The organism is Bacillus sp. YBsi01, assembly GCF_038406745.1.
In the GTDB taxonomy this organism is placed as follows: Bacteria; Bacillota; Bacilli; order Bacillales; family Bacillaceae; genus Bacillus; species Bacillus siamensis.
Genome location: NZ_CP151679.1, coordinates 406,398 through 418,630, shown reverse-complemented (window position 1 = coordinate 418,630; position 12,233 = coordinate 406,398). Strand labels below are relative to the sequence as shown.

The 12,233-nt window shown below is 46.7% G+C and carries 10 protein-coding genes; 4 read left to right on the top strand and 6 right to left on the bottom strand.

Annotation, left to right across the window (positions count from 1 at the left end; genetic code table 11):
* Positions 1-5: 5 nt before the first annotated feature.
* The 3 genes from AADZ70_RS02460 to AADZ70_RS02450 all read right to left on the bottom strand — a co-directional run bounded on the left by AADZ70_RS02460 (position 6) and on the right by AADZ70_RS02450 (position 3,484).
* Positions 6-932, bottom strand: coding sequence for an ABC transporter permease (locus AADZ70_RS02460; RefSeq protein WP_016936417.1), 927 nt, complete (start codon positions 930-932; stop codon positions 6-8).
* Between the two features lie 13 nt (positions 933-945).
* Positions 946-1,770 (bottom strand): M55 family metallopeptidase, encoded by an 825-nt coding sequence (locus AADZ70_RS02455; protein WP_016936418.1) that lies wholly within the window; start codon positions 1,768-1,770, stop codon positions 946-948.
* 154 nt (positions 1,771-1,924) lie between these two features.
* Positions 1,925-3,484 (bottom strand): MFS transporter, encoded by a 1,560-nt coding sequence (locus AADZ70_RS02450; protein ID WP_099744352.1) that lies wholly within the window; start codon positions 3,482-3,484, stop codon positions 1,925-1,927.
* A gap of 284 nt (positions 3,485-3,768) precedes the next feature.
* On the opposite strand from AADZ70_RS02450, the gene AADZ70_RS02445 reads away from it, so the two are divergent.
* On the top strand, positions 3,769-5,112 hold the full coding sequence (locus AADZ70_RS02445) for a trypsin-like peptidase domain-containing protein (RefSeq protein WP_327814007.1): 1,344 nt from the start codon (positions 3,769-3,771) through the stop codon (positions 5,110-5,112).
* A 100-nt stretch (positions 5,113-5,212) separates the two neighbouring features.
* Positions 5,213-5,389, top strand: coding sequence for a hypothetical protein (locus tag AADZ70_RS02440; RefSeq protein ID WP_326350905.1), 177 nt, complete (start codon positions 5,213-5,215; stop codon positions 5,387-5,389).
* Positions 5,390-5,480: 91 nt separating this feature from the next.
* Here the strand turns inward: AADZ70_RS02440 and AADZ70_RS02435 are convergent, their stop codons facing one another.
* The 3 genes from AADZ70_RS02435 to AADZ70_RS02425 form a co-directional block, all read right to left on the bottom strand.
* Positions 5,481-6,452 carry a glycosyltransferase family 2 protein gene (locus AADZ70_RS02435; protein ID WP_099744354.1) on the bottom strand — a complete coding sequence of 324 codons (972 nt, stop codon included), beginning with the start codon at positions 6,450-6,452 and terminating at the stop codon, positions 5,481-5,483.
* 11 nt (positions 6,453-6,463) lie between these two features.
* Positions 6,464-8,554 carry a glycosyltransferase family 39 protein gene (locus AADZ70_RS02430; protein ID WP_099744355.1) on the bottom strand — a complete coding sequence of 697 codons (2,091 nt, stop codon included), beginning with the start codon at positions 8,552-8,554 and terminating at the stop codon, positions 6,464-6,466.
* Between the two features lie 185 nt (positions 8,555-8,739).
* Positions 8,740-9,690, bottom strand: a complete 951-nt coding sequence (locus AADZ70_RS02425) for a ring-cleaving dioxygenase (RefSeq protein WP_016936424.1) — start codon at positions 9,688-9,690, stop codon at positions 8,740-8,742.
* Between the two features lie 321 nt (positions 9,691-10,011).
* Between AADZ70_RS02425 and AADZ70_RS02420 the strand changes: the two genes are divergently transcribed.
* Positions 10,012-11,328: an amino acid permease gene (locus AADZ70_RS02420; protein WP_064778778.1), complete on the top strand. Its 1,317-nt coding sequence runs from the start codon at positions 10,012-10,014 to the stop codon at positions 11,326-11,328.
* A 284-nt stretch (positions 11,329-11,612) separates the two neighbouring features.
* On the top strand, positions 11,613-12,230 hold the full coding sequence (locus AADZ70_RS02415; RefSeq protein ID WP_016936426.1) for a DUF47 domain-containing protein: 618 nt from the start codon (positions 11,613-11,615) through the stop codon (positions 12,228-12,230).
* The last annotated feature ends 3 nt before the right edge of the window (positions 12,231-12,233 follow it).

Sequence of the window (12,233 nt, the reverse complement as noted above, 5' to 3'; positions counted from 1 at the left end):
CAGGCTCACCCTTTCTTATGAAGTTTTATGCGCGGATCCAGCAGGCCGTATGCCAAATCAACCAGAAACAGCATGACGATCAGAATCACACTGTAAAAAACGGTCGTTCCCATAATCACCGGGTAGTCACGCTGATTGATGCTTTCCACGAAATATTTGCCCATCCCCGGAATGGCAAAGATTTTCTCGATGACGAAACTGCCCGTCAGGATACTTGCGGCAAGCGTGCCGAGTACTGTCACAACGGGCATAAGAGCATTTTTCAAGGCGTGTTTGATGATAATTTTGACAGGGGAAAGACCTTTTGCTTTTGCCGTGCGGATATAATCCTGAGTCAGCACTTCGGCCATGCTTGACCTTGTCAGCCTCGCGATAATGGCCATAGGGCCGACAGCAAGCGCAACAGTCGGCAGCACCATATGAATGGGGCTCGTCCAGGTGGCTGCCGGAAACCATTTCAGATGAACCGCAAATTGCTGAATCAGCAGTGTCGCCATAATAAAATTCGGAATGGAAATCCCCAGCACCGCAAGGCTCATGGCTGCATAATCGAGAAAGCCGCCGCGTCTGAGAGCGGCCGTTATGCCGAGCGCAAGTCCTGAAATAACAGCGACAATGATCGCCGTAATCCCAAGCTCAAAGGAAACGGGAAATCCGCGTTCAAGCATGGCGTTTACACTGTCTGACGGTTTTTTGATTGAAGGACCGAAATCAAAGGCGAGAATGGATTTTAGATAAATGGCGTATTGAGTGATAAGAGGTTCGTTCAGATGGTAGTAGGATTCGAGATTTCGCTGGACCGCTTCGTTTGTGCCCCGCTCCTCGTTAAAAGGCGAGCCGGGTATCACTTTCATCATGACAAATGTCAGAGTGGTGATGACGAGCACGGTCACAATCATGGCGATAAAACGTTTGATAAAATACCGCAGCATGCCGTTCACCCCTTTAACAGAATGTTGTTCTCATGGCGAGTTCTGTCATGACGAGCATGGCCTGATAAGCTTCCGGCATGTCTTTTGCCTGAAATTGAACGGTTGTCGTTCCCGGTACAATTTCTGTGCCCGGCATTAAATGAGCCCATTCAGCCTGTCCGTAGTTGGCAAATTCAATGCCTAATACAGGTCGATCAGGCGGTGTCAGCGGCTTGACCTTATCTTTATTTTTGAGCGCATAAGCTGTTTTTTCCGTCAGGAGCCGCCCGGCTTTTTGAGGAGACAGGCATTTGACAGCGGTTCTTGAAATGGATTGTTTGACGGCGGCAGTCGTCACATTCGGTATCAGCTCCTCCGCTTCTTTTGCGGCGCAATCGTCTCCGGCTGCCATGATAACCGGGACGCCGTAAAATCCGGCGAGGTAGGCATTCAGCCCCAGTTCACCGACCGGCTGATCATTTATGTAAAAATGGCGCACGCCGAAAATCATGCTGTGTGACATGACGCCCGGCATCGAGGCTCTTGCATGATAGCCGATAAACATCACGCCCGAATATGATTCATCAAGCCCCTGCATCATAGAAAACGGCTTGACATCCCCCGTGATCAGCTCTGCCTCAGGATGAAGTTTTTCTGCAAGCAGATTATTCATCTTAGAGTGGCTGTCATTCACAGTCACTTCCGTGCATCCATTATTAAACGCTTCAGCGATGCACCAGTTTGCTTCTTCAGTCATCAGAACCCTGCCGCGCTCATAATTGTGCATGCGGGAATTGACAAATGTTTCATCCGGCAGTCCGGAAATCCCCTCCATGTCTACAGATAGATACAGTTTCATATAATGCCTCCTTTTTTATTTAAATTCCGATATTAAATTATGAATATTCTAACAAATTATATTAAAAAAGGATGAAACATGCAATATACCATTATGCCTTTATAGGAAAAAACAAACCCTTTTCACAGGGAAAAGGGTTTGTTGATAGAAAAAGTTACATACTGTTTTTGTTTATAGGGTGACCCTGAAACTGTCTGACCGCACTTCTGTATTCGCGATCGGGAATGACCTGATGCCTGATCGGTTCAGGAGCCTGCGGCGAAGGCTCTTCAGCCGCCTGCCTGCGTACGGCATGCGGTTTATGCGCCAGCTTATGTCCCATGCCGGTCGCATTCATAACAAATGATAAACACACTAAAAGCAGGCTAAAGATAAAAGCAATTAGAAACAGATCGCTGTATGTCCCCATCAGCTGGTCATGCGGCGATTGTGTGCTGCGCGCGCCCCAAAGCGTGCCCGAAGCATCTCTTTTCGTAAAATACCCGATTAATACAGGCGCGCCCATATAAATGAACAGCCGTAAAAACTGAACGGCCGTCATGCGTTTCACCAGTTCCGGAAGCGGTCCGCCCAACGCGGCGCCCATCAGTCCGGCCGCCACGATAAGCCCTGTCCCTGCCGCCAGCATCACGAAAAGACCCGCAAATAGAATAAGCGGCAGATGATGATCCGTCGTCATCCATTGAAAATTCACGAACACCAATATCACAGAGCCTGTTATGCCGAGCATGCCCGGGCCGACTTTATCATATGCTAAAGCACTGATGACAGCGGCAACGGCCACGCCTCCCAAAAGGCTCGCATATAAGAATATTAACTGGGTTTGTGACAAATGGTATGCGGTCTGAAGCTCCCCGTGAAATGCAGAAAGACTGACCGCTATGGAAATGCTGCCCGCAGCGATCATGAAAACACCCAGAATCGGCTTTGGAATCAGCATAAGTTTAATCGAAATCAGCGCATGTTCGTTTCTGTACTGCATAATCAGCAGGATCAGCAGAATGACGAAGCTTCCGCCAAATCCCGCCAATGTATGCCAAGACGAAAAGCCCCATTTCGGCAGATGAATAAACGTATAAGCGGTCAGCACGGCTGATATACCGGCCAAAAGAAAACCGATGCCGTCAAATGGAGATTTTTCAGCATTTTTATGAGCATCATCCCGCAGCCACATATAACTGAAAATCAAGCCGAATAGAGACAGCAGGCCAAAAATGATAAACAGCCAATGCCAATGGCCGGCGCTTGCCGCCGCCGTGCCTAATACGGTCCCCATTATGACGGCTCCGTAAAATCCGCCGATTAATACAAATAATGCGTAATTGCGCCGCTCAATCGGAAACGAAAGCACCAGCATCGGAATCATAATCATCAGCATAGTGCCCGCCGCAGCTCCCTGCAGCAAACGGCCCGCAGCGAGCAGGTAAATATCATTCGTCACAGCAGCGAGCAGCGCACCGATGACACCCGCGGCCATCGAAATCATATAGACAGGCCGGGAGCCGAACCTTTTTCTTAAATACGGCCCAGCCGGCACAAATAAGGCGAATGCCATATTACCGATAATAATCGGATGAAAAGAGTCAAAGTTTTCCCCGCCGACCGTCTGCCGGACAAGGCTTTGGACAGCCGCAAGAGCGGTGTTCGACATCAGTCCCGGCCCGACCGCCAGCACAGCAAGCAGAGAAATAATCCAGTGATGTTTTTCTTTCATTTGGCAGCCCCTTTCTAAAATTTGACAAAGTGAAAAAGCTAACAGATTTCCCCCATTAGCTTGACAGAATTTTCATATCTTTTCATGTGAAGGATTGAACATAATATCTTATTTATTATTTCAAATCCGATGGAAATTGTCAATATAGAGCGCGCCGTCCGATTGCGTCTTTTTCACAATTTCCCACAATCTTTTCATTATTATCCCACATTTTTTGTTTAAGATGGAGTCAGTAATAATAGGCAAATCATGCTATGATGAAATAGAGAAACGGAGTGAACATGATGGATAACTATCGTGATGAAAATCGGACAGACCAAAAAGAACAGGAAGTCCTTTTAGTAAAAGAAAATCAGCAGCCGGCGAGATATTCGGCGCCGGACGATGACAAGAAAAAACGAAGCTTCGGCTGGTTCAGACCGCTTCTCGGCGGGGTGATCGGCGGAGGGCTCGCCCTCGGCATCTATACATTTACGCCGCTTGGAGACCATCAGACTCAAGATACTTCAAATCCGGCTCCCGCTCAGGAAACGTCTTCAGTAACCGCTAAGCAGACATCTTCTGATTCCGGCAGCGGCAAATCGGCAAACAGCTCATCCGCAAATTCAAGCAGCATTTCGAATATGGTGGAAGACATTTCACCGGCGATCGTCGGAATCACCAATCTGCAAAAGCAGCAAAGCAGTTCAGATTTATTCGGATTCGGTTCAGATTCGAACTCAAATTCATCGGGTGAAGATGCGGAAACAGGCTCAGGTTCAGGCGTTATCTTTAAGAAAGCAAACGGCAAAGCGTATATTATTACGAATAATCACGTGGTTGAAGGCGCCTCTTCCCTTAAAGTGTCATTATATGACGGCACCGATGTAACAGCTAAACTCGTCGGCCGTGATTCGCTGACAGACTTGGCCGTATTAGAAATCAGTGATAAACACGTAACAAAAACGGCAAGCTTCGGCAGCTCATCCGCTCTCAGAACGGGTGAATCCGTGATCGCCATCGGTGATCCCCTCGGCAAAGACCTTTCCCGCACCGTCACACAGGGGATTGTGAGCGGCTTAAACAGAACGGTCTCGATTTCCACGTCAGCCGGCGAGTCAAGCATCAACGTCATTCAAACCGATGCCGCCATCAATCCCGGAAACAGCGGCGGACCGCTCTTGAATACAGACGGCAAAATCATCGGCATCAACAGCATGAAAATCAGTGAAAATGATGTAGAAGGCATCGGCTTTGCGATTCCGAGCAACGATGTCAAACCGATTGCCGAAGAGCTTCTCACGAAAGGACAGGTGGAGCGCCCTTATATCGGGGTGAGCATGATCGACTTGGAGCAAGTGCCGCAAAACTATCAGGAAGGCACACTCGGCCTTTTCGGCAAACAGCTGAATAAAGGGGTTTACATTCGCGAAGTGGCGCAGGGATCCCCTGCAGCCAAAGCCGGATTAAAAGCAGAAGACATCATTATCAGCTTGAAAGGGAAAGAAACTGACACGGGCAGCGAACTTCGCAATATTCTCTATAAGAATACGAAAGTCGGCAGCACCGTTGACGTGAAGATTATCAGAAACGGCAAGGAAATGACGAAAAAAATGAAACTGACTCAAAAAGAAGAAACTTCGTCTTAACAAAAATCCAAGGCAGCGGCCTTGGATTTTTTTATATACAGCTGAAACTTTAGGCCTGGATCAGCCATATGACTTAGTGTACAAAGGAGGATACATACACATGAAACAAACCGGACTTTTGCTGGTCGTTACCGGCCTTATCTTATTGCAGCTGAGCATTCAGCTTCCTCAGCAAAACGTTGCTTGGGGCATGACGCTGGGTGCAAGCATTTTATTGAACCTGACGGGAACCGGCTTGATCATGCGCTCTCTGCACATCCAGACCGGCCGCAGATGAATGAAAAAAACCGCGGGACACGGTGTGTTCTTGCGGTTTTTATTTTTGACATAAAAGCACCCTGCCCGGGTGGCCGGACAGGGTGTTTCGGTTAAGACATATGCTGATCCCGATAAACCTTTTCGTTTTTAATACCGTACGCTTTTTGCACGATATAGAGCGGACGGTCTTTTGTTTCATCATAAATCCTTCCGATATATTCGCCGATTATTCCGAGCATTAAAAGAACGATGCCGCTGAATAACAGCTGTATCACAATCAGAGAGGACCAGCCCGTTATGGTGCTGTCTGTAAAGAGTTTCATATATAAAACGATAAACATATAGAGAAAACCCGCCCCGGACATCATCATTCCCGCGTAGCTTGCCGCCTTGAGCGGTTTATGGGAGAACGTTGTGATACCGTCCATGGAAAGCTTCAGCATTTTTTTAAGCGGGTATTTTGTTTCTCCCGCAAGCCTCTCATCACGTTCATATTCAACAGCAGTCTGCTTGAAGCCGACCCAGCTGACGAGCCCTCTGACAAAAGGATTTTTCTCTTTTAATCTTTTCATTTCGTCACAGACTTTTCGGTCCAGCAGGCGGAAATCTCCGGTATCGAGCGGAATATCAATATCAGTCACGCTCCGAAGCAGCCGGTAAAACATAGAAGCCGTCTGTTTCTTGAAAAAGGTTTCTCCCTTTCGTTTTGTTCTGACGGCGTACACGACATCGTAGCCTTCTTTCCACTGTTCAATCATATCAAGGATTAGTTCGGGAGGGTCCTGCAAATCGGCGTCAATGACGACGATTGCATTTCCCTCTGCGTAATCCATGCCCGCGGTGATCGCGATCTGGTGTCCGAAGTTTCTGGAAAAATCAATAATTTTCACTCTCGGATCAATCAGACTGTGTTCTCGTAATATTTCAATACTGCGGTCTTTGCTTCCGTCATTGACAAAGATTAATTCATAATGGTCTTTTGTTTGATCCATGACTTCTTTCAGACGCTGATAGGTTGTCTGAATGACGGGTTCTTCGTTATACACCGGGACGACAATTGAATATTGAATATGTCTGCTCATATTTTTTCCTCCTATTCATCAGATTGCAGTTCGTATAATGAAGCTGACTGATTCATTCCGCCGGGGCCGCCGCCCATCCGGCTGTTTTCACCTGAGGTCTTGCTGCGCTTTGTATCAGCTGCATCATGATTTTTCGTTTTCTGATCTGTGCTTGTTTGCCATTTATCTGAAGATACTTTCTTACCGTTTTTCTCAACCCATTCAACAATTTCGTTGTTTCCGCCTTTGCCCATTCCGGATGTTAAGAAGTATTTTACTTTCCCTTCTTTTACGAGCTTTTTAAATTGAGTCAGCGTGATGGCCGGATCAGATCCGCTGAATCCGCCGATCGCCATGACCGCTTTTTTCGTTTTGATAATGTAAGGCGCCGCTGTGTTGGAATCGGTTGTTGCAAATAGATAGTCCGCTCCGGCGTTATGTTTCTCTAAATAGCTGATCAGTTTTTTATTTACAGAGGCGTTATTCATTCCCATGCCTTTCCCGCTTGTTGACGCAAGCTGGGGGCCTGTTTCAGGCAATGAGCTGTTGCCCCCGTACAGAAGCGGTGTGCTCGCCCAATATATCGGCATCACCAGCAAGACGAGAAGAGCTGCAAGTGACAGATAATAACTGAGCGGTTTTTGGCGCTGTTTGAACACGGACAGAGCGATTGCAGACAAAGCTCCGAAAACGCCAACACCGATGCTCCAGCCTGCGCCGATTTGATCAATCCAGTTTCTGAGGATAAACAGCTCAAATCCGGTTGTCACAAAAATAGCGGCCGGCAGAAGCCAAGACTTCCAGCCTGTCTCCGTGCGGTACAGATGAACGAGGGCGACCCATCCCGCACCGGCAAGAGCAGCAATCGGAGGCGCCAGCATAATGAGATAATAATGGTGGAAAAATTCCGCCACACTGAAGAATCCGGCAATCGGCACTAGCCATGCTGCCCAAAAGATCGTTTCCTTCTGTTCTTCTGACAATCTTCTTCTTTCTCTCGCTCCGGCGATCAGTAAACCGGCCATTCCAAAAATCGCAAACGGCAGGAGCCAGCTGATCTGATCAGATAATTCTTGTTGGAAGAGTCGCAGCGGACCGGGGGTTCCCGTACCGAACATTCCTGAACCTGATTGCATTTTTGAGCTGGTGCCTGCGCCTCCTTTTCCTCCGCCGCTTGGCATTTGCCCGTTAGATGGAGGTGCCGTCATGTTGCCGTTTTGAGATTTGCCTTCGTTTGAAGACTGTCCGGGCGGCGCCTGCAGTTGTGAAGAACCGGCGGAAGAAGCCTTTTCTTTCGAAGCGTCTCCGTGCGGCATGCCCTGACCGCCGCCCGAACTTTGGCCTGTCAGCCGCTGAATGCCGTTATATCCGAAAGCCAGTTCCAATACGGAGTTGGTCTGGCTGCTTCCGACATATGGCCGTTTGCCGGCAGGGATATTGTCAACAATGAGCGGCCACGATAACGAAACAGCCGCTAATACGGCCAGCGCGCTTACCAATGAAATGATTTTTTTCTTTATGGTTGTGTTTGCCGCAATCATATAGAACAGCAAGAAAGCCGGTAAAATCATATAAGCCTGAAGCATTTTTGTATTAAAACCTACCCCGACGACAAAGAACGCCGCCAGAAGCCAAATCAGTTTTCCTTTTCGAATCGCTTTAAAGAGGAGCCATGTGGCGAACAGCAGGAAAAAGACCAGTAAAGCATCGACATTGTTTGTCCGCGCGACCGCTGCAGCGATCGGGGTGCATGCCATGACAAATGAGGCGATGCGGGCCGCCGTTTTTCCGAACGTCGGCTTTATTAATAAGTACATGAACAGAACCGAGCCTACACCCGCCAATGCTTGAGGCAGGATGACACTCCACCCGTGCATACCGAATATCAGCGCGCTGATCGTTTGAATCTGGTATGTAACAGCCGGTTTATCTACCGTGATAAATCCGGCTGCGTCAAATGAAGCGTAAAAGAAATTATGAAAGCTTTGTAGCATACTCGTTACCGCTGCGGTGTAATAAGGGTTCACCGTATCGTCATTCCAGATGTTGTACATATTCAAGAATGCGGAAACGAGTAAAATGAGGATTAAGACTGCGTCTATCTCGCGTTTTTTCATTTTCACCTGTATTTTCACTCCTTTGGTTGAACTTTGAACAAGTGTAACAACCAAATGTGAAAAATTTATTAATAAACAAAGACAATTATTTTGCCGTTGACAAATGGGTAAAAAGAATGACAAAACGGTTTTAGAAAGCAAAAAAAGATGCCTCCCTCAAGCCGCGGGAGGCATCTGTCATTATTCCTGATTTATTGAATCGGTTTCAGCCGCGCTTCTATTTCAGAACGGCGGTGTTCGAGATAAGGCGGAAGCGCCACCGTTTTGCCGAGCTCCTCAGGTTTTTCATCAACCATAAATCCCGGACCGTCCGTTGACAATTCAAACAGAATTCCGTTCGGTTCCCGGAAGTACAGCGCTTTGAAATAATAACGCTCTACGATGCCTGAGTTGCTGAAACCTTCTTTTGTAATGATGCGGTGCCATAAAGCAAGCTCCTCTTCATTCTGAACGCGGAAGGCCACATGGTGGACGCTGCCTTTCCCCGGACGCTCTCGCGGAAGATCGTTTCTTTCAATCAGATGGACTTCCGTGCGCGCGCCTCCGTTTCCTGATTCCAGCACTGTAACTGTGCCCCGGTCTTCATGGGTTTCTTTTCCGATTTCAGTGAAGCCGAGCACATCGGTTAACACACGCAGCGTCGGCTCCGCATATGGGACGGTCAATTCAACGGGACCAAGACCGCGGAAAGAATATTCTTCCGGAATGCCGCTTTGTTTCACCGCTTCACCGATGTCTTTTCCTTTTTCGTCAGCCGTCAGTACAAGCCGCTGTCCTTCATGATCCTGAAAAGCGAGTGTCTCTCTGCCCGCTATTGTCACGATGTCGCCATGAGCGACCTGATGCTCTTCGAATCTTTTTTTCCAATATTGCAGCGCTTGTGCATCCGGGACACGCAGGCCGATTGAAGAAATACTGTTTGTTCCCGCATGAAACGGCGCAATCCGCGGAATTTCGAAAAACGTCAATTCAGATCCCGGATTTGCTGTTTCATCACCGTAAAACAAATGATACATCGTCGGTTCATCTTGGTTTACGGACTTTTTCACAAGTTTCAGTCCCAGGATGTCCCGATAGAAATCTAAATTTTTCTGCGCATCAGCCGTCATTGCTGATACATGGTGTATTCCGTTAACTTTCATTATGTTATCCTCCACTCAATTATCTCGATTTCGAGATATTTTATATATACAATTTATGTTATCCGGAGCATAAAGTCAACACATCTGCTTTGCCGACGGTCCGCAGATTTCCGTCTTCAAAATAACGAACTATAGGAATTTTAAAACTCTTAATGTTCGTTTTTAAAATAAGATATTTTCCTTACCAAAAGCGAAAACCTTTGTTTTTAAGCCAAAATCCGAAATCAGAAAATTTATTTTATTCGCGTTTCAGCAATTAGGGTTTACAATATGGAAAATAGTTTTTTCAGCATGACGATTTTACATCTGGAGGGAAAGGATATGCAGATTGAAGAAAACGGACTAAAAAAAGAGATCGGCCTTACCATCGCCCTCTCACTTGTTATCGGCACCATCATCGGTTCCGGCGTATTTATGAAACCAGGCGCCGTGCTTGCCTACTCCGGTGATGCAAAAACCGCGCTTATCGCGTGGCTGTTAGGAGGCATTTTGACGCTTGCAGGCGGCTTGACCGTTGCGGAAATCGGCACTCAGATTCCGAAAACGGGCGGACTTTATACATACCTTGAAGAAGTGTACGGCGAATTTTGGGGCTTTTTGTGCGGCTGGGTGCAAATCATCATTTACGGCCCCGCGATTATCGGAGCAATCGGCTTGTATTTCGGCTCTTTGATGGCGCACTTGTTCAATTGGGATTCCGGCTGGTCTAAATTGATCGGAATTGCAGCCGTTTTGTTTTTAAGCATCATTAATATTATCGGAACGAAATATGGCGGCATCGTCCAGGGAATTACGACGGTCGGCAAATTGATTCCGATTATCTGCATGATTGTGTTCGGCCTTTGGAAAGGCGATCAGCATATTTTTACAGCCGTTACAAGCAGCATGTCAGAAATGAATTTCGGCGCTGCCATACTGGCTACCTTGTTTGCCTATGACGGCTGGATTCTGCTTGCGGCTCTCGGCGGTGAAATGAAAAACCCGGAAAAGCTTCTCCCGAGAGCGATGACGGGCGGACTCTTGGTTGTCACCGCCATTTATCTTTTCATTAACTTCGCACTGCTGCACATTCTTCCCGCGACCGACATTGTCAAACTCGGTGAAAACGCCACAGGCACCGCTGCCGGAATGCTGTTTGGCGACATCGGGGGAAAATTGATCAGCGTCGGGATCATCGTCAGCATTTTCGGCTGTTTAAACGGAAAGATTCTCGCTTTTCCGCGTGTCTCGTTTGCAATGGCGGAACGGAAACAGCTGCCGTTTGCCGGACAGATTTCACGGGTGCATCCGACGTTCCGCACTCCTTGGATTGCCGTGTCATTTCAGATCGCGCTGGCTATTATTTTTATGATCATCAGCAACCCTGATAAGCTGTCTGAAATCTCTATTTTCATGATTTATATTTTTTACGTCATGGCCTTTTTCGCCGTTTTCATCCTAAGAAAAAAAAGCGGCGGAAAGCCGCGCGCCTACAGCGTGCCTCTGTATCCGGTCATTCCTGTTTTGGCGATAGCGGGTTCACTGTTTGTGCTGATCAGCACGATCATTACAGATACACTGAGCTGCGGGCTTTCCATCTTGATCGGCCTTGCCGGACTCCCGCTTTATTTTTGGCTGAAAAACCGCAGAAATGACTGACAAAAACGGTTCCTTTTACGGGAGCCGTTTTTTTTCGGCAAAATCACGTGCAAAAGTTGACAGCAAATTCACATCTTTTGTTATACTTTTTAAGCAAGATGTCTGAATTCGAAGTATGTTACGTTTTTTTGGCAAAGATGGGTAACATAAGAAAACAGGATGAGACACGTTTTTACGAAAAAATCAAGAAGCGTTTTTTTCGACTTTATCTGTTTTTTTTCGACAAAAGGCTATATAATAATTTGATGTGTGCATTGTCTCATTCAAACAATGGAGGGTTTTTAATGATAAAAAGAAAAAAAGATAAGTTCTCACTCCTTTTAACAGAAATCGCAAAAAATATAGATGAAACTGCAGAGTATTTTGTGAACTTTAAAGTCACAAACCAAACAACACTTAAAGAATTTGCAGATACGTTAAAAGAATACGAAACAAAAGGTGACAATCATGTTCATGTCATGATTAAAGAGCTTAACAAAGCATTCATCACTCCTATTGAACGCGAAGATATCCTTCAGCTGACAAACAGCCTGGATGATGTGCTTGACGGAATTGAACATTTCTCTGCCATGATGGAGATTTTCTCAATTACTTCATCAGACGAGCATATCGACAAATTCAGCGGATACATTAGAGAATGTGCGAAAGAAATTTTAATTGCAACTGAGCTGTTGGCAGAAAACCGCTTAAAGGACATTCAGCCTCACGCCATCAAAATTAAAGAGTATGAGCACAACTGTGACAACCTGCACAGAAAATCATTAAAAAATCTGTTCGGCACAGAAACCGATCCGATTAAAGTGATTCAGTACCGCGAGATTTACGAAACGCTTGAAGAAATTGCTGACTCTTGCCAAAGCGTTGCCAATAATCTTGAAACCATCATTATGAAAAACGCGTAACGA

Excerpts from the sequence above, each read along its gene's own strand:
- AADZ70_RS02415 (WP_016936426.1), top strand. The coding sequence starts at position 11,613 with ATGATAAAAAGAAAAAAAGATAAGTTCTCACTCCTTTTAACAGAAATC.
- AADZ70_RS02455 (WP_016936418.1), bottom strand. The coding sequence starts at position 1,770 with ATGAAACTGTATCTATCTGTAGACATGGAGGGGATTTCCGGACTGCCG.
- AADZ70_RS02440 (WP_326350905.1), top strand. The coding sequence starts at position 5,213 with ATGAAACAAACCGGACTTTTGCTGGTCGTTACCGGCCTTATCTTATTG.
- AADZ70_RS02460 (WP_016936417.1), bottom strand. The coding sequence starts at position 932 with ATGCTGCGGTATTTTATCAAACGTTTTATCGCCATGATTGTGACCGTG.
- AADZ70_RS02435 (WP_099744354.1), bottom strand. The coding sequence starts at position 6,452 with ATGAGCAGACATATTCAATATTCAATTGTCGTCCCGGTGTATAACGAA.
- AADZ70_RS02420 (WP_064778778.1), top strand. The coding sequence starts at position 10,012 with ATGCAGATTGAAGAAAACGGACTAAAAAAAGAGATCGGCCTTACCATC.
- AADZ70_RS02450 (WP_099744352.1), bottom strand. The coding sequence starts at position 3,484 with ATGAAAGAAAAACATCACTGGATTATTTCTCTGCTTGCTGTGCTGGCG.
- AADZ70_RS02425 (WP_016936424.1), bottom strand. The coding sequence starts at position 9,690 with ATGAAAGTTAACGGAATACACCATGTATCAGCAATGACGGCTGATGCG.
- AADZ70_RS02445 (WP_327814007.1), top strand. The coding sequence starts at position 3,769 with ATGGATAACTATCGTGATGAAAATCGGACAGACCAAAAAGAACAGGAA.